Source organism: Methylobacterium isbiliense (genome assembly GCF_022179325.1).
Classification (GTDB): Bacteria; Pseudomonadota; Alphaproteobacteria; order Rhizobiales; family Beijerinckiaceae; genus Methylobacterium; species Methylobacterium isbiliense.
The window spans coordinates 84199-108929 of sequence record NZ_BPQQ01000067.1; the positions used below are offsets into that span (position 1 = coordinate 84199).

The following is a 24731-nucleotide window of genomic DNA, read 5'->3' on the forward strand; positions in this document are numbered from 1 at the left end:
CCTGAATGTCCGGCGCTCATCGATACACCTTCCGCAGTGACGCCGGTGCCGGGGTCACACGCCGGATCGCGGCTGATGCTGATGTCGCTCGTATCGTCTTGCCCGCGGCAACCTCGACTGGCGGCAGCGATCTCGCGACGCCGGAAGTATTCGGCGAGATCGCCGATGCGGGGCGGTTTCGTGCGGTGTCGTTGCAGTGGCGCATGCTGGTCTCGCGCTGTGCCGAACCCAACCCCTTCATGGAACCCGCCGTCGCCGAGGCCACGGCGGTCGCCACCGGCATGACGCCGCACGTCCTGCTCGCCTGGAAGCGGGCAGGCGCCGGCGCGCCGGAACTCGTCGGCGCATGGCTCCTCGCCGAGAACCGACCCTCGTCGCGACTGCCGGTGCGTGTGCTCGCGTGCCCGATCAACGCGCTCACCTTTCTCGGCACGCCGGTTCTCGATCGCACCTGCATGGTCGAGGCGCTGGCCGCGATGCTCGACCTCGTCGCGGCCAGCGCCCACCTCCCGAAGGTGCTGTGCGCGAGCGACATCGCCGCCGACGGCATCGTTTTGCCGGCGCTGCGGCAAGCGCTCGCCCGGCTCGGCACCCGGCCGGTCGAGATCGAGCGCCGCGCGCGGGCCAAGCTCGACCTGTCGGCCGAGCCTTCGGCGGCCGTCGATCCGGCCATCTCGCGCAAGCATCGGTCCGAACTGCGCCGGCGGCGCAGGAAGCTGATGGAGCACGGCACCCTCGCGCATGTCAGTCATCGGACACCGGCGGAGGTCGGTGCGGCCCTGCAGGAATTCCTCCGGCTGGAAGCGACCGGATGGAAGGGACAGAGCAGCCAGGGCGGGCGGGCCGTCCTCAAGGCCGCGCCGCTCGCCGCCTTCGCCACGCGGATGATCGAAGGCCTGGCCGGGGACGGCTGCGCCGGAATCGACGCCCTCCGTCTCGATGGGCGGCCGATCGCCATGAACGTGTGGCTGCGATCGGGAAGCGGCGTGTTCGGTTGGAAGATGGCGTACGACGAGGCGTACCGGCGCTGGTCGCCCGGAACGCTTCTGCTCGACGATCTGGTCCAATCTTTCGCGCAGGACGCGACCATCCGGTTCATCGATTCCTGCAATCGCACCGACGCGACGTCGCTGGCGCACAGCTGGAGCGGGCGACAGATCGTGGTCGACCTCATCATCGACGTCCGGCGCGGCGGGTCGTGGCACGGCCGGTGGGTCGCCGCGACGGAGTACGCCTATCGGCAGGCCAAGACCTATGGACGCGAGATCTATCATGCTGCCCGACGGCGTCGCAGGCCAGTTCGCACCGCAAACGCTGCCGGCCACGGAGACTGAGCCGCCGCCGGATCGTCCCCAGGACACATCGGCCCGCCTTCACCGCGACGAACACGCCACGCATCAGGTCGCGCAGAGCGACGGCCCCCCCACGGCCTCGCGCAGCCGCACGCTGACACGCGCCCTGATCCTGGCCGAGGGGTTTCGTCTTCAATACAGAGTTCTGCGCTGCGCCGTCGAGTGTTTCGATGAGGTGTTCGTGCTCGGCGCAGCCGGCGCCGACCAGTTGAGATACTCGCGCTTCTGCAAACGATACATCCGGTCGGATCGCAGCTTCGCGGACATGCAGCCCGACGACGTGTGCAGGATCGACCGGTTGTGCCACCGACTGCAGATCGACATGGTGCTCCCGAGCTGCGGTGAGACCACGCGCTTCCTCTCGCTCTACGGCGATCGTCTCGGCGTCGCCTGCTATCCCGTGCCCTCGTGCGAGACGTTCGACATCCTCAACAGCAAGTTGAATTTCGCCAGGGCCTGCACCGCACTCGGTGTGCCGGTTCCGCGAACGCACGTCTTCGACACGGCCGAGGCCTTGCGATGCGCAACGGCATCCGGCGGTCTGTCGTTTCCTCTTGTCCTGAAGCCGGACAACATGTGGGGAAGCTTCGGTGTCCGTCGCGTCGATACTCCGGATCACCTTCCAGAACGGATCGATTACGCCCCGATCATCTGCCAGGAGTACATACCTGGCCGGGACATCAGTGCTTTCTACATCTGCAAGGCGGGCCGGGTCGTCAACAGCTTCGTGTATTCTCGCAGTAATGCGAAATTGGTCTGCCTGCAGGTCGAGCATCTCGACGAATATGCCCAGACCATCGTGGGACATTTCCGGTACGATGGCACGATCGGCTTCGATGCGCGGCGGGACCCCGACGGCCGGATCGCGTTCATCGAGTGCAATCCGCGGTTCTGGTACCGCATGGACGTCGCGATGATCGCCGGATTGAACTTCGTGACGCTCGGCTGCGAGATGCGGCAGGACCGCCACGTCGGTGATCTCGGCCGTGTCGAGCTGCGCTCGCCCCGGCGATTGTGCCGCAACATCCTGACGCCGTGGCGCCTGAATGCCGTCGAGCGGGCCTATCTCGGCTACCTCACCCGTGATCCGATCATCAACGCCTGGGCCGGCCTGCGCAGCGCCCTGGGTGCGAACCGCATCGTCAGCGGGCAGCAATTGTAGCCGGCCGCCGACGCGACGGTCCCCTGGCGGGCTCAGATATAGGTCGAGGCCAGCGCCGGCGACCCTTCGAGGGCGTGGGCCAGGATCTCCAGGCCGTGGGAGATCTGCGCCCGGGTCGATGGACCGCCCAGACACAGGCGCACGGCTTCGGGCGGCGTGCCGGCCACGCAGAACGGGTCGCTCGCCACGACGCCGAGGCCCGCCGCGCGCCCCTGGCTGGCGAAGGCCGAGCGGGTCCACCCCTCCGGCAGCCGGATCCAGGCGTGGAAGCCGTGCGGGTCGGCGACATAGGTGCCGGCGGGCAGCAGCGACGCCGCGAGACGCTGGCGCGCGGCCGATTCCGCGCGCACGAACTGCACGATGGCCTCCGCCGTGCCGTCCGTGATCCAGCGGGTCGCGAGCGCGGTCGCGATCGGCGAGGCCATCACGGTCATCGCCCGCAAGGCCCCTGCGAGCGGCAGCGCGGCGCGGGCGGAGGGGGCGACCAGGAAGGCCAGCCGCAGGCCGGCGCCCAGGGACTTCGCCAATCCGGCGACGTAGTAGGTGATCTCCGGGGCCAGCGTCGCGAAGCTCGGGGGCGGGGCCGGGCAGATCTGCGCGTAGGCGTCGTCCTCGATGATGGCGACGGCGTAGCGCCGCGCCACCGCGACGATCGCCTCCCGGCGCGACCGCGGAATCGTCGCGGTCGTGGGGTTCTGCAGCAGCGGATTGAGGTAGATCGCCTTCGGGGCGATCCGGGTGCAGGCGGCCGCGAAGGCGTCCGGGTCGACGCCGTGCTGGTCCATCGGCAGGTCGACCAGCCGCAGGCCGAGATGGGCGGCAAGCGCCCGGATCCCCGGATAGGTGATCCGTTCGGCGCAGACGACGTCGCCCGGGCGCGCCACCTGCCCGAGCACGCCGAACAGGGCGCTGTGGGCGCCCGGGCAGATCAGCAGCCGCTCGCGCTGGCTCGCGACGCCGCGGCCCGCGAGCCAGCGCGTGGCGGCGTCCCGGTCCTCCTCGGTTCCCCCGAAACCCTGGTAGCGCAGCAGATTGGCAAGGCTGCCCGAGAGTTCGGCGAAGGACGCCTGCATGCGCGCCTGCAGCGCCGGCTGATCGGGCTCCGGCGGCAGGTTCATGGTGAAGTCGACCGGCCCGGGACGGGGCGCCTCCGCCGGGCGGGCCGAGCGGGCGGGATCGACCACGAAGGTGCCCTGGCCGACGCGGCCCTCGATCAGCCCGCGCTTCTGCGCCTCGACATAGCCCCTCGACACGGTGGTGAAGTTGAGGGCCAGCACCTCGGCGAGCGCGCGCTGGGTCGGCAGGCGCGTGCCGGGGGACAGACGGCCCGTCCGGATGTCCTCGGCGAGCGCGTCCACGATGGCGAGGTACCGGGGCCTACCCCAGCGTTTCAGGTCCGGTGCCCACGCCTCCGCTGCGCCCTTCGCGATCTTGTCCTGCCCCGCTCGCCCGGCTCCGGCCATCCGTCCGCCATCCGTTCCACCATCATCCGACCAATAGCAGATTGTATGGCTGGCGAAAGGCAGCGCGCCCGTTCACCCGACGCATGGCGATCCGAGCAATGCCATCAGGCTGGCTCCCTCGCCTGGGCGGCTCGTGCTTAGGGAAGGGGCAGCAGATGCGTCAACAATGGGCGCTTCGGGGGTCATTACGTGCGAATGACGGCGCACATTGATCGGAGGATTGTATGCATCCATGAGAAGGCGATTGATGGCAGATCGAATCCGATCATGGTGGCACGTCGCTTGCCATGATGAGGGCGTGACCGCCCGCCGTCCAGGGCAGGCCGGTTCACCTCATGGAGGAGCGACACCATGCCCGCCGTCACCAAGGAAGCGCACAAGAAGGGCGACTTCTTCGTCGATTACGAGGAGAAGGTGTTCGAGGACGTGAAGGCCGAGCCGGGCCAGAAGGCGCTCGTCACCTTCCACACGGTCGCCTTCGAGGGCTCGATCGGCTTCGTCAACCTGCTCCAGGCCACGCGGCTCCAGCGCAAGGGCTTCGAGACCTCGGTGCTCCTCTACGGCCCCGGCGTGACGCTCGGCGTGCAGCGCGGCTTCCCGACGCTCGGCGACGAGGCCTTCCCGGGCCACCAGAACTTCAACAACCAGCTCACCAAGTTCATCAGCGAGGGCGGCAAGGTCTATGCCTGCCGTTTCGCGCTCCAGGCTCTCTACGGACACGGCGAGCCCTCGCTGATCGAGGGCATCCGCCCGATCAGCCCGCTCGACGTGCTCGACTGCGTGCTCCTGCACAAGCGCGACAACGCGGTGATCATCGACACCTGGACGGTCTGACACCGCGTCCTGCCGGACGCGGGACCGCACGCCCGCGCGGCGGAGCCGCGGCTCCGCACGCTTCGGCGAAGCCGATCCCCGCATCGCCGGCAGCCGGTCCGAGATCGTCCGAGCCGGCGGCGCGGCCCGCCGTCCTGTGTGCCTGCCGGGCGGCCGCCGGGAGCGCGGCCGCCGCCACCGCCGGAGCATCGTTCCATGCCTGAGAACCGGATCGTGCGGGCTGCCGCCGTTCAGATCGCGCCGGATGTCGAGCGGCCGGACGGCACCCTGGAGCGGGTGCTCAACGCCATCGACGAGGCGGCCGCCAAGGGCGCCCGCTTCATGGTCTTTCCGGAGACCTTCGTCCCCTACTACCCCTACTTCTCCTTCGTGTTGCCCCCGGCGCTGCAGGGGGCCGAGCACCTCAAGCTCTACGAGCGCGCCCCGACGGTACCGGGGCCGGTGACCCAGGCCGTCGCGGCCGCCGCCCGCCGGCACGGCGCGGTGATCGTGCTCGGGATCAACGAGCGCGACCACGGCTCGCTCTACAACACGCAGCTGATCTTCGATGCCGACGGCGCGCTCAAGCTCAAGCGCCGCAAGATCACGCCGACCTATCACGAGCGCATGATCTGGGGGCAGGGCGACGGGGCCGGGCTCGCGGTGGTCGAGACGGCGGTCGGCCGCGTCGGCGCGCTCGCCTGCTGGGAGCATTACAACCCGCTCGCCCGCTACGCCCTGATGGCGGCCCACGAGGAGATCCACGCGGCCCAGTTCCCCGGCTCCCTCGTCGGGCAGATCTTCGCCGACCAGATGGAGGTGACGATCCGTCACCACGCGCTGGAGGCGGCCTGCTTCGTGGTCAACGCCACCGGCTGGCTCAGCGACGAGCAGGTCGTGGCCGTCTGCCCCGACGAGCGCCTGCGCGGTGCCTGCCGGGGCGGCAATTGCACCGCCATCGTCACCCCCGAGGGCAAGCACCTCGTCGACCCGCTCACGAGCGGCGAGGGGATCCTGATCGCCGACATGGACCTCGCGCTGGTGACGAAGCGCAAGCGCATGATGGACGCGGTGGGCCACTACGCCCGGCCCGAGCTCCTCAGCCTCCTTCACGACGACCGTCCGGCCCCGACCGTGCATCGGCCGACCCGTCCGCAGAGCGAAACCCGGAGCCTCGACCATGAGCAGCACCCCGTGTCCGACGAGCCTGCCCGCGAGTCCGCCGATCGCGGAGGGCCTGATCGGGATGCCGACGGAACGGCTGATCAACGCCTTGCAATCCTACGGCGTTAGGCTCGCCGACACGCGCGCCGGGGCGCCGAGCCGCCGGGGCGGGGCCGGCCCCTCCGACCACAAGGCGATGACCATCGCCGGGCGCACCGTGATGGTGCCGGTGCACACCGAGACCGCCTTCGACTCGCCCTTCCTGATCCGGCGGCCGGACGCGGACGGGGTCTCGGAGATCGAGCACGAGGGCGTCGTCATCGGGCGCGCCACCTTCCCGGGCAAGCCGCGCTTCTACGCCCTCTCGACCTTCGACGGCGTGCCCTACTCCCAGATCGCGGTGCTGCACGGGCGGGACGTGCTGGCCACCACGGTGCTGCAGACCTGCATCCGCTACGCCAGCCGCACCAAGACCTGCCAGTTCTGCTCCATCGGCCAGTCGCTCGCGGCCGGCCGCACCATCGCCCACAAGACGCCGGAGCAGCTCGCCGAGGTCGCCCGCGCCGCGGTGCTGCTCGACGGCGTCAAGCACATGGTGATGACCACCGGCACGCCGAACGCGACCGACCGGGGCGCGGCCGTGCTGTGCGAGAGCGCCTTCGCCGTCAAGGCGGCCGTCGATCTGCCGATCCAGGCCCAGTGCGAGCCGCCCGACGACGACCGCTGGTTCGCCAGGATGAAGGCCTCGGGCATCGATGCGCTCGGCATGCACCTGGAGGCGGTGACGCCGGAGGTGCGCGCCCGGATCATGCCCGGCAAGGCGAGCGTGCCGCTGGAGCGCTATCACGACGCCTTCGCGGCGGCCGTGCCGGTGTTCGGGCGCGGTCAGGTCTCGACGTACATCCTGGCCGGCCTCGGCGACACGCCCGAGGCGATTCTGGCCATGGCCGAGCGCCTGATCGGGATCGGCGTCTATCCCTTCGTCGTGCCCTTCGTGCCGATCTCCGGCACGCCGCTTGAGAGCCATCCGGCGCCGCGCCCCGACTTCATGCACGCGATCCTGCAGCCGCTCGCGGCCATGCTGGTGCGCGCGGGCCTGCAATCCACCGACATCAAGGCCGGGTGCGGGCGCTGCGGCGCCTGCTCGGCGCTCTCCACCTACGAGCGCGCGGGGGCGGCGGCATGATCCTCGACCCCGTGCCGCCTTACTGGCCGAGCTACTTCCGGGTGAAGTTCGCGACTGCCCCCTGGGAGCGGCGCGCCTGCGCGGCCCTGCGCCGCCAAGTCTTCTGCACGGAACAGGGCATCTTCTCCGGCGACGACCGCGACGCGGTCGACGCGCAGGCGATCCCGATCTGCGCCCTCTCGACCCTGGGCGGGCAGCCCGATGCGGTCGTCGGCACGGTGCGCATCCACGAGGTGACGGAGCGTCCCGGCGAATGGTGGGGCTCGCGCCTCGCCGTCGCCCCGGCCTTCCGCCGGACCGCCGCGCTCGGCGTCGGCCTGATCCAGGTCGCGGTCTCCTCGGCCCATGCCCGGGGCTGCACCCGCTTCCTGGCGCATGTGCAGGAGCGCAACGTCGCGCTGTTTCGCTCCCTGCACTGGACGAGCCTCGACGAGGTCACGCTGCACGGGCGCCCGCATCACCTGATGCAGGCCGATCTCGCCGCCTATCCGCCGATGCACGATCCCGAGCACGGGCTCGTGAAGCTGCGCCGGGCGGCCTGATGACGGCCGACAGCCTGCAGGATCTCGCCCGCCGGATCCGCGACGCCCGCGGCGTCGCCCACAAGCGCGACATCGACGCCGTGATGCGGCGGCTCGGCCTGGGTGGCCGCACCGCCGCGGTCCCGGTCGGCGACGATTGCGCCGCCATCCCGGACGGCGACGGGCACCTGCTCTTCGCCATCGAGGGCTTCCTCGAAGGGTTCGTCGCCGCCGATCCGTACTTCGCTGGCTATTGCGGGGTCATGGTCAACCTCAGCGACGTGGCCGCCATGGGCGGACGACCGCTCGCCGTGGTCGACGCCCTGTGGAGCCGGGATGCGGCGGCGGCCGATGCGGTCCTGGCCGGCCTCTGCGACGCCGCCGCGCTCTACGGCGTGCCCGTCGTCGGCGGGCACACCAACACGCGCGCGGAGACGGGCAACCTCGCGGTGGCCGTGCTCGGCCGGGCCGGCCGGCGGCTCCTCACCAGCTTCGACGCGGCGCCCGGCGACGTCCTCATCGCGGCCATCGACCTGCGCGGCCGGTTCCGCGAGCCGAATCCCTATTGGGACGCCTCGACGGGCGCGCCGGCCGAGCGCCTGCGCGGCGACCTCGCGGTGCTCGCGGGCCTGGCCGAAGACGGTCTCTGCGCGGCGGCCAAGGACATCAGCATGGCGGGCGCCGTCGGGACCGCGCTGATGCTGCTGGAATGCTCGGGCGTCGGCGGCGTCGTCGATCCGCAGGCGATCCCGCGGCCGCCGGACGTTCCGCTCGCGCGCTGGCTCACGGCTTTCCCGAGCTTCGGCTTCCTCCTGAGCGTCCGCCCCGAGGCCGTGCCGGCCGTCCTCGCCCGCTTCGCCGCGCGGGACGTCGCGGCGGCCGCGATCGGCCGCATCGACGCGAGCCGTCTCGCCCGGGTGCGGGACACCCGGGGCGAAGAGGCCGTGGTCTGGGACTTCAGGGCCGAGGCGCTGATCGGCTGCGGCCGGGACGGCCCGGGGGGCGCCTCATGAGGTCCCTGCGGATCGCCATCCTCACCCATTCCACCAATCCGCGCGGCGGCGTCGCGCACAGCCTCGCCCTCGCCGAGGCTTTGTGCGCGCTCGGGCACGAGGCGGTGGTCCACGCGCCGGATCCGACCGGGCGCGGCTTCTTCCGCCGTTCGGCCTGCCCGACCGTGTCGGTCGCCGCGGCGCCGGTCGCCGGCCCGACCGTCGATCTCGTGCGCGCCCGCATCACCGACTACCTGCGGCACTTCGCGACGCCCGCCGCCTGCGACTTCGACGTGTTTCACGCCCATGACGGGATCGGCGGCAATGCGCTCGCGACGCTGAAGCATCGCCGGCTGATCCCGGGCTTCGTGCGCACGGTCCATCACCTCGACACCTTCGCCGACCCGCAGCTCGCCGAGTGGCAGGACCGCGCGATCGGCGAGGCCACGCGCCTGCTCTGCGTCAGCCGCCTCTGGGCCGAGCGGATCGGCAGCGAGTTCGGCCGGGCGCCGGCCGTCGTCGGCAACGGGGTGGACCTGTCGATCTACCGGGACGAGCCGACCGGGGCGGATGCGGCTTTGCGGACGCGCTGGGGCCTCGGCCCGGGGCCTGTCGTCCTCAGCGTGGGCGGCTTCGAGGAGCGCAAGAACTCCGCGACGATCATCGAGGGCTTCGCGCGGCTGCGGGCCCGCCACCCGCACGCGCAGCTCGTCGTGGCGGGCGGCGCCTCCCTCCTCGATCATGCCTCTTATCGCGCCCGCTCCCGCGCGGCACTGGCCGCCAACGGGCTTCCGATCGGCCGCGGCGAGGCGGTGATCGAGACCGGGCCGGTCGCCCAGGACGAGATGCCGGCCCTCTACCGGCTGGCGGACGTGCTCGCCTTTCCCTCGTGGAAGGAGGGCTTCGGCCTGTGCGTGCTGGAGGCCATGGCCTGCGGCACGCCGGCCGTCGTCTCCCGCCTGCCGCCCTTCACCGAGTATCTGCGGCCCGGCGACGCCCTGTTCGTCGACCCCGCCGACCCGGACGCGCTGGCGGATGCCTTGGCGGCGGCGCTCGCCCCCGACGCGCGGGCCGGTCTGCGGGCGGCGGGTTTCGCCCGGGCCGCCGCGCATACCTGGCGCGCCTGCGCCGAGCGCCACCTCGCGGCCTACGCGGCCTGCGCCCGCCTCGAACAGGAGCCGACCCGTGCCTGAGATGCGCTTCCACATCCGCTGGCCCGACGGCCGGCGCGAGGCCTGCTACTCGCCCTCCCTCGTCGTGCAGGATTTCCTCGCCCCGGGCGACAGCTACGCCCTCGACGATTTCGTCGACAGGACCCGGACCGCCCTCACCATCGCGAGCGAGCGGGTGCGCGAGAAGTACGGCTTCGCCTGTTCCTCGGCGATGGCGCAGCTCGCCCGGATCGAAGCCGCCGCAGAGCAGCAGCAGCCGGCCGGCCGGGTCACGGTCGAGACCTTCGAGTTCTGAGCCCGCACGCCGTCACGCAGGAGGGCAAGCCATGACGCTCCCGATCCGTCACGCTCCCGTCGCCATCGTGGGCGGCGGTCAAGCCGGCCTCTCCGTCAGCTACCATCTCAAGCAGCGCGGGATCGGTCATCTCGTCTTCGAGAAGCACCGGGCCGTGCATGCCTGGGCGACGCAGCGCTGGGACACGTTCTGCCTCGTCACCCCCAACTGGCAATGCGACCTGCCGGGTCACCCCTATGACGGGCCGGACCCGGACGGCTTCATGCGCAAGGACGAGATCATCGCCTACCTGAAGGGCTTCGTGGCCAAGGTGCAGCCGCCGATCCGCGAGGGCGTCGCGGTCCGGCGCGTCGAGCGGCGCGCGGACGGCGTGTTCTCGGTCCAGACCTCGGAGGGCGACTACACCGCGAACGAGGTCGTGGTCGCCTCGGGCGGCTATCACACGCCGATCATCCCCCGCATGGCCGAGAAGCTGCCCGGATCGATCGTGCAGCTCCACTCCAACCAGTACCGCAATCCGGCCCAGCTGCCTCCGGGCGAGGTGCTGGTGGTCGGCTCCGGCCAGTCGGGCGCGCAGATCGCCGAGGACCTGCACCTCGCGGGCCGCAAGGTCCATCTCGCGGTGGGCGACGCGCCCCGCTGCGCCCGCTTCTACCGCGGCCGCGACGTCGTCACGTGGCTCGCCGACATGGGCTACTACGAGATGACGGTCGACGACCATCCGCTGCGCGACGGCGTCCGAGACAACACCAACCACTACGTGACGGGCCGCGACGGCGGGCGCGACATCGACCTGCGCCGCTTCGCCCGCGAAGGCATGAGGCTCTACGGTGCCCTGGAGGATGTCGCGGAGGGCAGCCTGCGCTTCCGCGACAACCTGAAGGCCTCGCTCGACCAAGCCGACCGGACCTACAACGGCATCAACGCCGCGATCGACAAGCACATCGCCGAGAAGGGCATCGATGTACCGGTCCAGGCGCCCTACACGCCGGTCTGGGAGCCCGGCGCGCCGGTCACCAGCCTCGACCTCGCCGGCTCCGGCATCACCGCCATCCTCTGGTGCATCGGGTTCCGGCCGGATTTCGGCTGGCTCGACGCCTCGGTCTTCAACGGCGCGGGCCGCCCCAAGCACAGGCGCGGCGTCACCCGCGAGGAGGGGGTCTATTTCGTCGGGCTGCCGTGGCTGCACACCTGGGGATCCGGCCGGTTCGGCGCGGTCGGCCGCGATGCCGAATACATCGTCGAGGTGATCCAGCGACGACTCGGCGCGGACCGGCTCGCGCTCAGGGTTGCGGGCTGAGCGGAGCGGGGTGAGGAGCCGACGCGCCGGCCGGTGCCGGACCGGCGCGACCGATGCGGCTTCGCGAGCCGCGAGAGCCGCCCCCGCCCGCGACGGCAAAATTCTGCGCGCGATCGGGCTGGGGACGCTGAGCGCCGGCCCGGCTCATCCGCTCCGATTGATAAGCCTGCCTCATGACCTCATGCGCGCGTGAGGCCCTGGCCGTTGCGACCCTCCGCCGTACCTTGGACCCTATCCAGGGTGTCCGTGTTCTATCCGGGTCTGCCGCGGTGATGGCCGGCCACGCCTCGTGGCCTCGCGTCCGGCAGGTTCGGAGACCGCGATGCGACGACCCGGAGACCACGCACTCAACCGGAGAGACCTGATGGTGGGAGCATCCGCCACGGCAGCCCTGGCCGCCGTCCCCTCGGCCGCAGGCGCCCAGCCGGCCCGGACCGGCGAGCCGGTGCTGGCGAAGGTGGCGTTCACGATGAACGGCCAGCGGCGCGAACTCGAACTCGACACCCGCACCAGCCTGCTCGACGCGGCGCGCGAGCACCTGCACCTGACCGGCTCCAAGAAAGGCTGCGACCACGGCCAGTGCGGCGCCTGCACCATGATCGTCGACGGGCGGCGCATCAACGCCTGCCTGACGCTGGCGATCATGCACCAGGGCGCCGAGATCACGACGATCGAGGGCCTCGGCCAGCCCGACAGCCTGCACCCGATGCAGGCCGCCTTCGTGAAGCACGACGGCTACCAGTGCGGCTACTGCACGCCGGGCCAGATCTGCTCCGGGGTGGCTATGCTCGACGAGATCAAGGCCGGCATCCCGAGCCACGTCACCGCCGACCTCACCGCACCCGTCGCCGTGACGGAGGCCGAGATCCGCGAGCGCATGAGCGGCAACATCTGCCGCTGCGGCGCCTATTCCAACATCGTCGAGGCGATGACCGAAGTTGCCGGGAGGCGTGCATGAGGTCCTTCACCTACGAGCGACCCGGCACGCCGGCCGAGGCCGCCGCGGCGGTGGCCCGCACGCCGGAGGCGAAGTTCATCGCCGGCGGCACCAACCTGCTCGACCTGATGAAGCTGCAGATCGAGACCCCGGCCCATCTCGTCGACGTGAACGGGCTGAAGCTCGACACGATCGAGCCGACGCCGGAGGGCGGCCTGCGCGTCGGCGCGCTGGTGCGCAACACGGACCTCGCCGCCGATCCGCGGGTGCGCAAGGACTACGCCGTGCTGAGCCGGGCGCTGCTCGCGGGGGCCTCGGGCCAGTTGCGCAATCGGGCGACGACGGCCGGCAACCTCCTGCAGCGCACCCGCTGCCCGTACTTCTACGACACGGCCCAACCCTGCAACAAGCGCCGGCCCGGCTCGGGCTGCGCGGCGCTCGACGGCATCAGCCGGACGCTCGCCGTGATCGGGTCGAGCGAGGCCTGCATCGCCACCCATCCGGGCGACATGGCGGTGGCCATGCGCGTCCTCGACGCCACCGTCGAGACCATCGACGCGAAGGGCGCCGCCCGCAGCATCCCGATCGCCGAGTTCCACCGCCTGCCGGGCGACCGGCCCGAGGTGGACACGACCCTCCAGGCCGGCGAACTCATCACCGCGGTGACGCTGCCCAAGCCCGTGGCCGGCACGCACATCTACCGCAAGGTCCGCGACCGCGCCTCCTACGCCTACGCCCTCGTCTCCGTGGCGGCGATCCTCGGCAAGGACGGCAGCGGCCGCGTGGCCTTCGGCGGCGTGGCGCACAAGCCCTGGCGCGTCGAGGCGGCCGAGGCCGACCTGCCGCGGGGCGCCAAGGCGGTGACCGACACGGTCTTCGCCGACGCCAAGCCGACCCACCACAACGCCTACAAGCTGAAGCTGGCCGAGCGGACCCTCGGCGCGGCGCTCACCCAAGCGAGGGCCTGATGCCCATGAAGTTCGACACCCCCGCGGGCCAGAACCCCATCGACCAGCTCAAGGTCGTCGGCCGGCCTACCGACCGCATCGACGGCAAGTACAAGACCACCGGCACGGCGCCCTACGCCTACGAGCGCCACGACGTCGCGCCGAACCCGGCCTACGGCTACGTGCTCGGCGCCGGCATCGCCAAGGGGCGCGTGCGCGCGATCCACGTCGAGGAGGCCCGACGCGCGCCCGGATTCCTGACCGTCGTGACGACGCTCGACACCCCGAGGCTCGAACGCGGCAAGATGAACGCCGCCTACCTGTTCGGTGGGGACGAGATCCAGCACTACCATCAGGCGATCGCCGTGGTGGTGGCCGAGACCTTTGAGCAGGCCCGGGCGGCCGCCTACCTCATCAAGGTCGACTACGCCCCCGAGGCGGGCCGGTTCGACCTCGCCGCCGAGGCGAAGGTCGCCCAGCCGGTCCCGGGCGACAGCGGCGAGGGCAGCGGCGGCGACGGCGTGGAGCGGGTCGGCGACTTCGAGGCGGCGTTCGCGCAGGCGCCGATCACGCTCGACCAGACCTACACGACTGCCGACGAGAGCCACGCCATGATGGAGCCGCACGCGACGATCGCGGCCTGGGAGGGCGACAGGGTCACGCTCTGGACCTCGAACCAGATGATCGCCTGGGGGCATGGCAGCATGGCCAAGATCCTGGGGATCCCGAAGGAGAACGTCCGGCTCGACTCGCCCTATGTCGGGGGCGGCTTCGGCGGCAAGCTGTTCGTGCGGGCCGACGCGGTGCTGGCGGCGCTCGCCGCCCGGGCGGCCGGACGGCCGGTCAAGGTGGCGCTGACCCGCCCGCTGATCGCCAACAACACCACGCACCGGCCCGCCACCATCCAGCGCGTGCGCATCGGCGCGACGCCGGACGGGCGCATCACGGCCATCGCCCACGAGAGCACCTCCGGCAACCTGCCCGACGGGGATCCGGAGACGGCGGTGAACCAGACCAAGCTGCTCTACGCGGGCGCCAACCGCCTGACCGCGATGAAGCTCGCCCATCTCGACCTGCCCGAGGGCAACGCCATGCGCGCCCCCGGCGAGGCCCCGGGCCTGATGGTGCTCGAAGTCGCCATGGACGAGATGGCGGAGAAGCTCGGGCTCGATCCGGTGGAGTTCCGCATCCGCAACGACACGCAGGTCGACCCGAACAAGCCGGGGCGGCGCTTCTCGCACCGCGACCTCGTGGGTTGCCTCCGGCTCGGCGCCGAGCGCTTCGGCTGGGCCAAACGCAACCCGAAGCCGGGGCAGGTGCGCGACGGGCAGTGGCTCGTCGGGCACGGGATGGCGGCGGCCTTCCGCAACAACCTCGTGGTGAAGTCGGGTGCGCGCGTGCGCCTGGGCCGCGACGGCGTCGTCACGGTCGAGACCGACATGACCGATATCGGCACCGGCAGCTACACCATCATCGCCCAGACCGCGGCGGAGATGATGGGCGTGCCGCTGGAACGCGTCGTGGCGCGGCTCGGCGATTCGCGCTTTCCGGTCTCGGCCGGGTCGGGCGGGCAGTTCGGCGGCAATTCGTCGACGGCGGGGGTCTATGCCGCCTGCGTGCGCCTGCGCGAGGCGGTGGCGCAGCGGCTCGGCTTCAACGCGAACGACGCGCAGTTCGTGGACGGGCAGGTCCGCTCGGGCAACCGGACCGTGCCGCTTGCCCAGGCGGCGTCGGACGGCGAACTCGTGGCCGAGGATGCCATCGAGTTCGGCAAGCTCTCGCAGGAGCAGCAGCAATCGACCTTCGGCGCCCACTTCGTCGAGGTCGGCGTCGATGCCGACACGGCCGAGGTGCGGGTGCGGCGCATGCTGGCGGTCTGCGCGGCCGGCCGCATCCTCAACCCGAAATCGGCCCGCAGCCAAGTCATCGGCGGGATGACCATGGGCACCGGGGCCGCGCTGATGGAGGAACTCGCCGTCGACACGAAGCGCGGCTTCTTCGTCAACCACGACCTCGCCGGCTACGAGGTGCCGGTCCATGCCGACATCCCGCACCAGGAGGTGATCTTCCTCGACGAGGCCGACCCGATGTCCTCGCCGATGAAGGCCAAGGGCGTGGGCGAACTCGGCATCTGCGGCGTCGGGGCGGCGGTGGCCAACGCGGTCTACAACGCCACCGGCATCCGCGTGCGCGACTATCCGATCACCCTCGACAAGCTCCTCGACCGCATGCCCGAGGCGGCCTGAGCGCCGCAAGACGGGGAGGGGCGGGCGTCGTCGCCCGTCTCCGCCCTGGCGCGGGGCGCATGCGGAGTCAGCGGCACGCGCCTCAGGACGCAAGCGTGAGACGGGCCGCGATGCACGCGGCCAGTCAGTCGTCCGGAAGGTCCAGGTCCAGAAGGGCGGAGGCCAGGCACTTGCCATGGGCATCGAGCGCGAGGGATCGCGTGACGCCGCCCCCGAGCGCGCCGTGCAGCACGAAGTTCAGGGCGCCGAGGCCGGGCAGCACGTAGCGCACCACGTCGCCGCGGACGAGATCGGCGAAATGCGCCTTCACCCTGTCCGCCGTGAGGTGCCGCTCCAGTCGGGGGTAGTCGCCTGCCTCGTAGGCGATGACGGCGATGTTCGAGATGTCGCCCTTGTCGCCGGTGCGGGCATGGGCGATCGCCCGAAGGGGGATCGGCATCGTCAGCTCTCCACGATCTGGACGGCGGGCCGCGCGAGATGCTCAGGCAGCAGCAGCGAGCGGATGCCGACGATCTCGCGGGCGCTCTTCGTCGCGCCGCCGCCGCCCGCCGGACCGTTGAGATACAGCGACTCCACCTCGTTGCCGATCGCCACGGCGTCGGCGAGGCGGTCGGTGCGCCCGACCACCCGCACCCGGACCTCCCGCGGCTCCGGCGCTCCCGCCGAGAGCGAGGGACCGAGGATCGCGTCGACGCCGATCAGCTCGAAGCGCGTCTCCCGGCACGGGATCCCGGTCAGCCGCAGGCGCTCCGCGACGATGTCGAGGGCGAGCCGCCCGCGGGCGACCGCACCCGGCCCCGCGTAGGAGATCTGCCCTTCGCCGACGCAGCTGTCGCGATAGCCCACCGACACCTTGAGCGTGCCCGTCCGCGGCCGTCCGTCGCCGCCCTCGATCCGGACCCGGTCCGGCCCGGCCTCCGTCACCCTGACGCCCGAGAAGTCGGCGACCACATCCGGCTGCAGGTAGCGCGCCGGGTCGTGCACCTCGTAGAGGAGCTGCTCCTTGCAGGTCGCCGGGGTCACCCGGCCGCCGGAGCCCGGCACCTTGGTGATGACCGCCGTTCCGTCCTCGGTCACCTCCGCGAGCGGGAAGCCGAGCCGCGCGAGGTCGGGAACATCCTTGTAGCCGGGATCGGCGAAGTAGCCGCCGGTGATCTGCCCGGCGCATTCGAGCAGGTGACCGATCACCGTGCCGCGGCCGAGCCGCGTCCAGTCCTGCAGCGACCAGCCGAACGCATGGATGAGCGGCGCGAGGAACATCGCCGGATCGGCGGCGCGGCCGGTGACCACCACGTCGGCGCCCCGCTCGAGGGCCTGGGCGATCGGGCCGGCGCCCAGATAGGCGTTGGCCGAGATCAGCCGGTCGCCGAGGGAGGCGACGGTCTCGTGCGTCTCGTCGAGGGGATAGTGGCCCGCCCGGACGACATCGAGCACGTCGTCGCCGGTGACGGCCGCGACCTTCAGCCCCCGCAGCCCCAGGCTCCGCGCGATCTCCGCCACCGCCTCGGCGGCGGCGAGCGGGTTGGCCGCCCCCATGTTGGTGATCACCCGGATGCCCCTGGCCCGGCAGGGCGCCAGGACGGCCCGCATGCGGGCGGCGAGCAGCGGGTCGAACCCTTGCGCCGGGTCCCGCATCCGCGCCTGCTGCGCCAGCGCGATGGTGCGCTCGGCGAGGCACTCGAAGACGAGGTAATCCAGGTCGCCCGTCTCGGCCAGTTCGACGGCCGGCTCGATCCGGTCTCCCGCGAAGCCGGCCCCGGCGCCGATCCTGATGCTCCTCACGGCGTCGCTCCTCCGCTGCGCCTCGGCATGGTTCGACCGGCCGCCGTCATCCCAGCACCCCGGTCGCGAAGGCGACCGCCGTCATCACCAGCGTGGTCCCGAAGGCCCACGGGAAGATGAAGCGCTGGTGGTCTCCCAGGTTCACCCCGCACAGGCCGATCAGGATGAAGGTCGAGGCGGTGAGCGGGCTGAGCGGGAAGCCGGTGGTCATCTGCCCGAGGATCGCGCCGCGGCCGACCAGCACGGGATCGACGCCGAGGCTCGCCGCGCTCTGCGCCAGCACCGGCAGCACGCCGAAGTAATAGGCGTCGGGCGTGAACACGAGGCTGAGGGGCATGCTCGTCACCGCCACGATGACCGGCAGGTAGCCGGCGAGACTCGGCGGGATCACCGACACGGCGGCGGCGGCCATCGCGTCGATCATCTTCGTGCCGGTGAGCACGCCGGTGAAGATGCCGGCAGCGAAGATCATGGTGGAGACCGTGACGACGCTGGCCGCATGGGCGACGAGGTGCTTCTGCTGCTGCTCCCAGCTCGGATAGTTGACGGGCAGCGCGACCGCGAAGGCGAGGATGAAGAGGACGGGAAGGGGCAGCCACGTCATCAGCAGGGCCACGACCAGCACCACGGTCAGGACGGCGTTGAACCAGAACAGCCAGGGGCGCTCCAGGGCGACCTTGCCCTCGGCCGCCGGAACGAGGTCGTCGCCATCCTGCGGGAGATCCGCCACGGGGTTGCTGGCGGCCGAGAGGGATGCCGGTTGCGGCGCTGCGGTCCCGCCCGGGCGTCCCGCGAGGCCGAGACGGGTGCGCTCGCGCCGCCCGAGGATGTAGGCCACGACCAGCACCCAGACGATGCCGACCGCCATCGCCGGGACGACGGGATTGAACAGCGCCGAGGCATCCGCCTTCAGCGCCGCCATCGCCCGGACGGTCGGGCCGCCCCAGGGAATGATGTTCATCACGCCGGCGCCGAGCGCGACGATGCCGGAGAGGACCAGCCGGTTCATGCCCAGCCGCTGGTAGAGCGGCAGCATCGCCGAGACGGTGATGAGGAACGTGGTGGCGCCGTCCCCGTCCAGCGCCACCGCCATGGTGAGCACCGCGGTCGCCAGGGCGACCTTGATCGGGTCGCCTTTGACCAGGCGCAGCAGGCGCCGGATCATCGGATCGAACAGGCCGACATCGAGCATCAGCCCGAAATACAAAACGGCGAAGATGATCATCACGCCGACCGGCGCGACCCGGCCGATGCCGTCGAGCATCATCTTGCCGAGGCCCGGACCGGCCCCGGCGAGCAGGCCGGCGATCGCCGGGATGAGGATGAGTGCGACCAGCACCGACAGGCGCTTGGTCATGATCGCGTAGAGAAACGCCGCGATCGTCGCGAAGCCCAGGACAGCCAGCACAGTTTCCTCCCGGCGCCCGCTGTTCTGCGAAGCAGGCTGCTCGGAAGCGAAAACTCATGCATGACGACAGCGCATTCAACCTATAAATTCATGCGTGATGCGCATCAATTTCACGCCCCAGCAACTCTCGGCCTTCCTGCACTTGGCGGCGACCGGCAGCTTCAGCGAGGCGGCGCAGCGGCAGGGCGTGTCGCAGCCCGCGCTCAGCCGCACGATCCAGCAGATGGAGGCGATGGTCGGCGGGCGCCTCTTCGATCGCACCACCCGCAAGGTCGCCCTCACGCCGATCGGGCACGAACTGCACCGCATCGCGGAACGGCTGACCGCCGAGTTCGACAGCGCCGCCAGCGAGCTGGCGCGCGTGGTCGCGGGGCGGAGCGGCCGGGTCACGGTGGCCGCCCTGCCGTCGATCGCCGCCGTGCTGCTGCCGCCCGCCATCGCGCACTTTCGCGAGGGACATCCGGACGTCGCGGTGACCATCCTGGACGGCCTCTCAGAATCCGTTCTGGAGGCCGTGGCCCAGGGGCGGGCCGATCTCGGGCTGACGATCCGGCCGAGCCCGCACGCCACGCTGACCTACCGGTCGCTCCTGGCCGACGAATTCGGCCTGGTCTGCCGCGCCGACGACGACTTGGCCGGGGAGGGGCCGCTGCCGTGGTCGGTCTTCCGGAACCGGCCCTTCATCGCCATGGCGTCCACCAGCAGCGTCCGGCAGATGACGGATGCGGCCTTCCTGCAGGCAGGTCTCGCCATTCCCCCGCTCTTCGGCTGCGCGTTTCTGGGGACGACCGGAAACCTCGTGGCGGCGGGTCTGGGCATCACCGCCCTGCCGCGCCTGACCCTGCCTCTCCTCGGGCCGTGCGGCCTCGTCTGGCGCCGGCTGGAGCAGCCGGTGATGCGACGGCAGATGGGCATCGTCACCCGGACGGGACGAACCCTCGCGCCGGCTGCGCTCGCGCTTCATGCCGCCTTAGTGCTGCAAGGCCGGCGGTTCGAGCAGCGGTGGTGATCGTCCGGCCATGCCGCGGCGCGTTCTGCCCCGGCGCCGACCGGAGGCCCATGCCGAAATCCTCGGCAGCCGCGTCGCGATGGGGTATTGCGCAGAACCTCGGAAGCCGCCGGAGCCTAGGATGCTTATCGAGAGCGGGAAGCTGCTCGCCCTGTACGGCCATTGCCGCGGCGCGACCGTCCAGCGTCCGAAGGCCGGCCGGATCGGCTGGCATGCGCTCGCCCGCAACGCGGCATGGAACCGCAACGATGACACGGCCTGACAGAGCACGCTTCCTGTTGCGCAAGTCCGCGGACCGCATTCCGGCCGTATCGCGCCTGATCGACGCCTGCGCGCGACATCTGCTGGCCGGATTCGGGAAACCGTCCGGAGCGCATGCCGAGACAGGCGGGCCGACGGATGAGCGGAGCGGCGAGGCGTTGCTGAGCCATGCCCGATCGCTCGCCGCGACGGCGCGTCACGACGATCTGCGTGCCTATGCGGCGCAGATGGTGAAGGTAGCGGACGATCTCTTCCTCTTGGTCCGCCTCGCCATCGTGCTGCGCGAGGCCGGCCTGTTCGAGGAGGCCGACCGCACCTGCCAGCACATCCTGCGGGCCGATCCCGACTATGCCTTCGCCCACTACGAACTCGGCGTCTCGCTCGCGGCGCAGAGGCGCCATGCGGAAGCCCTGGCCTCCTTCGCACGGATCCTGACGCGGCTGCCGCAGGACGAGCGCGCCCATCTCCAGGTGGCGCGCATGCAGACGGCGACCGGACGCCACGCCGAGGCCGAGGCGACCCTGGAGCGGCTGCGAGGATTCGCGCCCGCGCACGAGGACCTGCCCTGGCTTGCGGAGTTCAACCGCTATCTCGCATCCTTCCCGCTCGAAGCGATCCGTGCGCAGGCCACCGCCTACGCGCAGAGCCCGCACTACATCTGGGAGGAGGACATCGTCCGCCGGATCGTGCAGGCGCTCGAGGGCCGACGCGGCTTCTCCCTGGTACGCCTCGGGGACGGGGAGGGGGCGTTCCTGCGGATCTCGGATGAGGACGAGGTCCGCTTTGCTCACCTCTACCGGCGCAACCGGCAGGATCGGGCCCGGGTGTGGTTCGACGGCGAGATCGATCTCGACGCATCGGGCTTCACCCGGACCGCCGCCGGCCTCGTGGACGTGATCCGCAATGCGGACGTGGTCGGGCTGCCCCCGGTATCCTGGATCGAGCACGAGTACCGCATCGTCAGCCCGATCAGCCTGTCCTGCCTCGTCAACGTGGTCCGGGCGATGCCGGCCCTCGATACCGGGCAGGGTCTGTGCACGCAGCTGATCCACCGCTCCCTGCACCACAACGGGCAGTTGGCTGCGCTCCTGCGCGGGCGGGCGCGGATCGGGCTGATCGCCTGCCATCCGGATGCGCCCGACCTGCTGGCGCGCGGCTTCGGGATCGGCGAGGTGGTGTTCCACCGGATTCCGGGCGAGAAGCTCAACGCGGCGCTGCTCGGCCCGGCGGCAGTGGCGGGACGGCACTACCCGGATCGGTTCACGGCCCTCATGCAGGACCTGTCGCAGCCGCTGGCCGGGGAGCTGTTCCTGGTCGCCGGAGGGCTGCTGGGCAAGATCTACTGCGACCGCATCAAGCGCAGCGGCGGCGTGGCCATCGACATCGGCTCGCTCATCGATGCGTGGCTCGGGGCACCGACCCGCCCCGGCTTCTTCACGCCCCAGGACAGGCTCGGCCCAGCGTGAGACCGACGGGCGCGGCCGATCACCCGAACGGTCGGCGAATCCCTCCTCGGCAGCGGACGGCAGGGAACGTCGGCCTCAGCGAAGGCTGACATCGGCGGCGGGCGGACCGGCGCCGCGCGCGCCGCCTCGTGCGGTGCGGCCGCTCCTGCCCGGCTTTACGGGCGGCGTGCGGCCGAGCTTCATCGCTCTGTCATGCGGTCTGGTTACGCGTCCGACACACGGGAGAAACGCGATTACCCGGCCGGAGTACCGGCCGCGGTCGCGGCGCCCTCCCGGGCATCGCGACGGGAACCGGCATGGCCAACTACACGCTCCAGCTCCTGCACATGTCGGACGGCGAGGGCTCGACCCTCACGCCCCAGACCGCCCCGATCATGGGCGCTCTGATCGACCGGTTCGACAATCAGTACGCCAACACGCTGGTGCTGGCGGGCGGCGACAACTTCATCCCCGGGCCGTTCCTCACGGCGGGCGCCGATCCGGCGCTCAACGCCGTCGTCGGCACGACCGCGCTCGGGCGTCCCGATATCGCGATCTACAATGCCTTCGGGATCAGGGCCTCGGCCATCGGCAACCACGAATTCGATCTCGGCTCGCAGACCTTCGCGGACGCGATCACGCCGGCCGGCACCTGGCAGGGCGCGCAGTTCCCCTACCTCTCGGCCAACCTCGACTTCTCGGCCGATGCCGCCCTGCGCGGACGCGTCACGGCCGGCGGGCAGCAGGCCTCGGCGATCCCCGGCCGCATCGCGCCCTCGACGATCGTGACGATCAACGGCGAGCGCATCGGCATCGTCGGCGCCACCACCCAGGTGCTGGAGCGCATCTCCTCGCCCACCGGCACCGAGGTCAACGGCTTCCCCAAGATCGGCGAGGCGGGCGACAATCTGACCGAGCGCGACGACATGGCCCTGCTGGCCAGCCAGCTGCAGCCGGTCATCGACGGCCTCATCGCCCAGGGCGTCAACAAGGTCGTCCTCGACAGCCACCTGCAGCTGCTGTCGAACGAGCAGGCCCTCGCGCCGCTCCTGCGCGGCGTCGACATCATCCTGGCGGCCGGCTCGCACACGCGGCTGGGCGACGCCACCGACCGGCCGGCGGCCTTCCCGGGCCACGATGCCACCTATGCGGGTCCCTACCCGATCCAGACCGCCGGTGCGGACGGCGCCCCGACCCTGATCGTCGCCACCGACAGCGAGTCGACCTATCTCGGCCGACTCGTGATCGATTTCGACGAGGCCGGACGCATCGTCCCGGGCAGCCTCAACCCGGCGGTCAGCGGTACCTACGCGTCGACCCAGGCGAACCTGCAGGCCGCCTACGGCAGCGATATCGGCCAGGCCTTCGCGACGGGCTCGATCGGCGCGCGGGTGCAGCAGATCACCGGCGCCGTCGATTCGGTGATCCGCGCCAAGGAAAGCAACGTCTACGGCTTCACCGACGTCTATCTCGAGGGCGACCGCGCCTTCGGACGCAGCCAGGAGACCAACCTCGGCAACCTCTCGGCCGATGCCAATGCGGCCGTGGCGGCGCGCGCCCTGCCCAACCAGCCCTTCCTGGTGTCGCTGAAGAACGGCGGCGGCATCCGCGCCTCGATCGGCGCGGTGGATGCCGGCGGCGGCAACGACCCGAATGCCGGCGCCAAGCTGCCGCCGCTCGCCAACCCGGCTGCCGGCAAGCCCGAGGGCGGCGTCTCGCAGCTCGACACCGAGAACGCTCTGCGCTTCGACAACAAGCTGATGGTGTTCGACACCACGCCGCAGGGGCTGCTCAACATCCTCAACTACGGGGCCGGCCTCGCGCCCGGCAACGGAGGCTATCCGCAGATCGGCGGCGTCAAGTTCTCGTACGATCCCTCCCTGCCGGCCGGATCGCGTGTGCGCAGCGTCTCGCTCACCGACGAGGCCGGCACGGTGATCGCCCGGGTGGTGGAGAATGGCCAGGTTGTGGCCGGCGCGCCCGCGACGATCAGCGTGGTGTCGCTCAACTTCACGGCCAATGGCGGTGACGGCTACCCGACGAAGCAGAACGGCGACAACTTCCGCTACCTGCTGGCGGACGGCACCCTCTCGGCGCCGGTGAACGAAGCGCTCGACTTCACGGCGCCCGCCAACGTGCCGGCGAACGTGGTGGGCGAGCTGTCCGCCTTCGCGCAGTACCTGCGCAACCGCTATCCCACCGCGGACCGCTCCTACGCGACGCCCGACACGCCCGCGAGCGAGGACCTGCGCATCCAGAACCTCGCGGCGCGCGCCGACACGGTGTTCAACTCGGGCCGCTTCGGCACGGGCGGCAACGACAGCCTCACGGGCACGGCCGGGTCAGACGAGGTGTTCGGCTACGACGGCAACGACAGCCTGTTCGGCGCGGCCGGCAACGACGTGCTTCAGGGCGGGGCCGGCGTGGATCAGGTGTTCGGCCAGGACGGCGACGACACGGTGCGGGGCGGCGAGGGCGTCGACTTCGTCTCCGGCGGCTTCGGGGCCGACAGCGTGCTGGGCGAGGCCGGCAACGACTTCGTGTTCGGCGACGACGACGACGACTTCGCCGACGGCGGCGCCGGCAACGACACCGTGCGGGGCGGCAGCGGCTCCGACCGCGTGTTCGGCTCGGCCGGCAACGATCAGGTCTTCGGCGAGGGCGGCAACGACTTCGTCGGCACCGGCGAGGGCGACGACTTCGGCTCGGGCGGCTTCGGCAACGACGAGGTGCACGGGGAACTCGGCAACGACCTTCTGTTCGGCGACGATGGCGACGACGGGGTCTATGGCGGGGAGGGCAACGACCGGGTCTACGGCGGCACGGGCCGGGATCTGGTGAGCGGGGATGCGGGCAACGACCAGCTGTTCGGCGAGCAGGACGCGGACGTGCTGCTGGGCGGGGCGGGCGACGACTACCTGTCGGGGGGCTCGGGCGACGACCAGCTGTTCGGGGGCGCGGGGGCGGACCTGCTGTTTGGCAACGCGGGCGACGACGCGCTGTCGGGCGGTCTGGGTTCGGACGTGTTCGCGCTGGGACGCGGGGACGGCACGGACGTGATCCGGGACTTCGTGACGGGTGGGGCGGAGCGGGACGTGATCGCCTTCAACGGGGGGGCGTTCGCGTCGTTTGCGGCGGTGCAGGCGGCGCTGCGTCAGGATGGGGCGGATGCGGTGCTCGCCTACGGGGCGGGGGACACGGTCCGCCTGCAGAACGTGCAGGCCGCAAGCCTCTCCGCCGCCAACTTCACCTTCGCCTGAACCCGGCTCGTCCGGA

21 protein-coding genes are annotated in these 24731 nt (G+C 71.3%); 17 read left to right on the top strand and 4 right to left on the bottom strand.

The annotated features are described in order from the left end of the window. Window positions 1-5 precede the first annotated feature (5 nt). Window positions 6-1334 (top strand): GNAT family N-acetyltransferase, encoded by a 1329-nt coding sequence (locus MFF61_RS25390; RefSeq protein ID WP_238240437.1) that lies wholly within the window; start codon window positions 6-8, stop codon window positions 1332-1334. Beyond that, window positions 1273-2514, top strand: coding sequence for an ATP-grasp domain-containing protein (locus MFF61_RS25395; protein WP_238240438.1), 1242 nt, complete (start codon window positions 1273-1275; stop codon window positions 2512-2514). The genes MFF61_RS25390 and MFF61_RS25395 overlap by 62 nt, the downstream gene beginning before the upstream one ends. A 32-nt stretch (window positions 2515-2546) precedes the next feature. Here the strand turns inward: MFF61_RS25395 and MFF61_RS25400 are convergent, their stop codons facing one another. Beyond that, window positions 2547-3977 (bottom strand): aminotransferase-like domain-containing protein, encoded by a 1431-nt coding sequence (locus tag MFF61_RS25400; protein WP_238240439.1) that lies wholly within the window; start codon window positions 3975-3977, stop codon window positions 2547-2549. Between the two features lie 351 nt (window positions 3978-4328). Between MFF61_RS25400 and MFF61_RS25405 the strand changes: the two genes are divergently transcribed. From MFF61_RS25405 to paoC, 11 genes are all read left to right on the top strand, one after another. Next, window positions 4329-4811, top strand: a complete 483-nt coding sequence (locus MFF61_RS25405; protein WP_238240440.1) for an MSMEG_0572/Sll0783 family nitrogen starvation response protein — start codon at window positions 4329-4331, stop codon at window positions 4809-4811. Between the two features lie 195 nt (window positions 4812-5006). Further along, window positions 5007-6083 carry a Nit6803 family nitrilase gene (locus MFF61_RS25410; RefSeq protein WP_238240441.1) on the top strand — a complete coding sequence of 359 codons (1077 nt, stop codon included), beginning with the start codon at window positions 5007-5009 and terminating at the stop codon, window positions 6081-6083. Next, window positions 6037-7140, top strand: coding sequence for an MSMEG_0568 family radical SAM protein (locus tag MFF61_RS25415; RefSeq protein WP_238240512.1), 1104 nt, complete (start codon window positions 6037-6039; stop codon window positions 7138-7140). The genes MFF61_RS25410 and MFF61_RS25415 overlap by 47 nt, the downstream gene beginning before the upstream one ends. Next, entirely contained in the window at window positions 7137-7682 is a 546-nt protein-coding gene (locus MFF61_RS25420) for an MSMEG_0567/Sll0786 family nitrogen starvation N-acetyltransferase (protein ID WP_238240442.1), read from the top strand. The genes MFF61_RS25415 and MFF61_RS25420 overlap by 4 nt, the downstream gene beginning before the upstream one ends. Then, on the top strand, window positions 7682-8674 hold the full coding sequence (locus tag MFF61_RS25425) for a sll0787 family AIR synthase-like protein (protein ID WP_238240445.1): 993 nt from the start codon (window positions 7682-7684) through the stop codon (window positions 8672-8674). The genes MFF61_RS25420 and MFF61_RS25425 overlap by 1 nt, the downstream gene beginning before the upstream one ends. Beyond that, a complete protein-coding gene (locus MFF61_RS25430; RefSeq protein WP_238240447.1) occupies window positions 8671-9846 on the top strand; it encodes an MSMEG_0565 family glycosyltransferase in 1176 nt (391 codons plus the stop codon). The genes MFF61_RS25425 and MFF61_RS25430 overlap by 4 nt, the downstream gene beginning before the upstream one ends. After that, window positions 9839-10120 (top strand): MSMEG_0570 family nitrogen starvation response protein, encoded by a 282-nt coding sequence (locus MFF61_RS25435; protein ID WP_238240448.1) that lies wholly within the window; start codon window positions 9839-9841, stop codon window positions 10118-10120. The genes MFF61_RS25430 and MFF61_RS25435 overlap by 8 nt, the downstream gene beginning before the upstream one ends. Window positions 10121-10151: 31 nt before the next feature. After that, window positions 10152-11420, top strand: coding sequence for an MSMEG_0569 family flavin-dependent oxidoreductase (locus tag MFF61_RS25440; RefSeq protein ID WP_238240449.1), 1269 nt, complete (start codon window positions 10152-10154; stop codon window positions 11418-11420). Between the two features lie 364 nt (window positions 11421-11784). Further along, window positions 11785-12378: an aldehyde dehydrogenase iron-sulfur subunit PaoA gene (gene paoA, locus MFF61_RS25445; protein WP_238240450.1), complete on the top strand. Its 594-nt coding sequence runs from the start codon at window positions 11785-11787 to the stop codon at window positions 12376-12378. After that, entirely contained in the window at window positions 12375-13325 is a 951-nt protein-coding gene (locus MFF61_RS25450) for an FAD binding domain-containing protein (RefSeq protein WP_238240451.1), read from the top strand. Before paoA ends, MFF61_RS25450 begins: the two co-directional genes overlap by 4 nt. Window positions 13326-13330: 5 nt before the next feature. Beyond that, window positions 13331-15550 carry an aldehyde oxidoreductase molybdenum-binding subunit PaoC gene (gene paoC, locus MFF61_RS25455; protein ID WP_238240514.1) on the top strand — a complete coding sequence of 740 codons (2220 nt, stop codon included), beginning with the start codon at window positions 13331-13333 and terminating at the stop codon, window positions 15548-15550. A 124-nt stretch (window positions 15551-15674) separates the two neighbouring features. Here the strand turns inward: paoC and MFF61_RS25460 are convergent, their stop codons facing one another. The 3 genes from MFF61_RS25460 to MFF61_RS25470 are packed head-to-tail and all read right to left on the bottom strand — an operon-like array spanning window position 15675 to window position 18740. After that, on the bottom strand, window positions 15675-15983 hold the full coding sequence (locus MFF61_RS25460; protein WP_238240517.1) for an AtuA-related protein: 309 nt from the start codon (window positions 15981-15983) through the stop codon (window positions 15675-15677). Between the two features lie 8 nt (window positions 15984-15991). Further along, window positions 15992-17332, bottom strand: coding sequence for an acyclic terpene utilization AtuA family protein (locus tag MFF61_RS25465; protein ID WP_238240452.1), 1341 nt, complete (start codon window positions 17330-17332; stop codon window positions 15992-15994). A gap of 46 nt (window positions 17333-17378) precedes the next feature. Further along, window positions 17379-18740 (bottom strand): CitMHS family transporter, encoded by a 1362-nt coding sequence (locus MFF61_RS25470; RefSeq protein ID WP_238240453.1) that lies wholly within the window; start codon window positions 18738-18740, stop codon window positions 17379-17381. A gap of 97 nt (window positions 18741-18837) precedes the next feature. Here MFF61_RS25470 and MFF61_RS25475 point away from each other — a divergent pair, with 97 nt between their 5' ends. From MFF61_RS25475 to MFF61_RS25490, 4 genes are all read left to right on the top strand, one after another. After that, window positions 18838-19749: a LysR family transcriptional regulator gene (locus MFF61_RS25475; protein WP_238240520.1), complete on the top strand. Its 912-nt coding sequence runs from the start codon at window positions 18838-18840 to the stop codon at window positions 19747-19749. A gap of 121 nt (window positions 19750-19870) precedes the next feature. Then, entirely contained in the window at window positions 19871-20011 is a 141-nt protein-coding gene (locus tag MFF61_RS25480) for a hypothetical protein (RefSeq protein ID WP_238240455.1), read from the top strand. A gap of 157 nt (window positions 20012-20168) precedes the next feature. Next, window positions 20169-21476 carry a tetratricopeptide repeat protein gene (locus MFF61_RS25485; RefSeq protein WP_238240457.1) on the top strand — a complete coding sequence of 436 codons (1308 nt, stop codon included), beginning with the start codon at window positions 20169-20171 and terminating at the stop codon, window positions 21474-21476. 296 nt (window positions 21477-21772) lie between these two features. Next, window positions 21773-24715 (top strand): 5'-nucleotidase C-terminal domain-containing protein, encoded by a 2943-nt coding sequence (locus MFF61_RS25490; RefSeq protein ID WP_238240458.1) that lies wholly within the window; start codon window positions 21773-21775, stop codon window positions 24713-24715. The last annotated feature ends 16 nt before the right edge of the window (window positions 24716-24731 follow it).

What these genes read in the sequence shown, in the direction of transcription:
- MFF61_RS25390 (WP_238240437.1), top strand. Translation starts at nt 6, where the DNA reads ATGTCCGGCGCTCATCGATACACCTTCCGCAGTGACGCCGGTGCCGGG.
- MFF61_RS25395 (WP_238240438.1), top strand. Translation starts at nt 1,273, where the DNA reads ATGCTGCCCGACGGCGTCGCAGGCCAGTTCGCACCGCAAACGCTGCCG.
- MFF61_RS25400 (WP_238240439.1), bottom strand. Translation starts at nt 3,977, where the DNA reads ATGGCCGGAGCCGGGCGAGCGGGGCAGGACAAGATCGCGAAGGGCGCA.
- MFF61_RS25405 (WP_238240440.1), top strand. Translation starts at nt 4,329, where the DNA reads ATGCCCGCCGTCACCAAGGAAGCGCACAAGAAGGGCGACTTCTTCGTC.
- MFF61_RS25410 (WP_238240441.1), top strand. Translation starts at nt 5,007, where the DNA reads ATGCCTGAGAACCGGATCGTGCGGGCTGCCGCCGTTCAGATCGCGCCG.
- MFF61_RS25415 (WP_238240512.1), top strand. Translation starts at nt 6,037, where the DNA reads ATGCCGACGGAACGGCTGATCAACGCCTTGCAATCCTACGGCGTTAGG.
- MFF61_RS25420 (WP_238240442.1), top strand. Translation starts at nt 7,137, where the DNA reads ATGATCCTCGACCCCGTGCCGCCTTACTGGCCGAGCTACTTCCGGGTG.
- MFF61_RS25425 (WP_238240445.1), top strand. Translation starts at nt 7,682, where the DNA reads ATGACGGCCGACAGCCTGCAGGATCTCGCCCGCCGGATCCGCGACGCC.
- MFF61_RS25430 (WP_238240447.1), top strand. Translation starts at nt 8,671, where the DNA reads ATGAGGTCCCTGCGGATCGCCATCCTCACCCATTCCACCAATCCGCGC.
- MFF61_RS25440 (WP_238240449.1), top strand. Translation starts at nt 10,152, where the DNA reads ATGACGCTCCCGATCCGTCACGCTCCCGTCGCCATCGTGGGCGGCGGT.
- paoA (WP_238240450.1), top strand. Translation starts at nt 11,785, where the DNA reads ATGGTGGGAGCATCCGCCACGGCAGCCCTGGCCGCCGTCCCCTCGGCC.
- MFF61_RS25450 (WP_238240451.1), top strand. Translation starts at nt 12,375, where the DNA reads ATGAGGTCCTTCACCTACGAGCGACCCGGCACGCCGGCCGAGGCCGCC.
- paoC (WP_238240514.1), top strand. Translation starts at nt 13,331, where the DNA reads ATGAAGTTCGACACCCCCGCGGGCCAGAACCCCATCGACCAGCTCAAG.
- MFF61_RS25475 (WP_238240520.1), top strand. Translation starts at nt 18,838, where the DNA reads ATGCGCATCAATTTCACGCCCCAGCAACTCTCGGCCTTCCTGCACTTG.
- MFF61_RS25480 (WP_238240455.1), top strand. Translation starts at nt 19,871, where the DNA reads ATGCTTATCGAGAGCGGGAAGCTGCTCGCCCTGTACGGCCATTGCCGC.
- MFF61_RS25490 (WP_238240458.1), top strand. Translation starts at nt 21,773, where the DNA reads ATGGCCAACTACACGCTCCAGCTCCTGCACATGTCGGACGGCGAGGGC.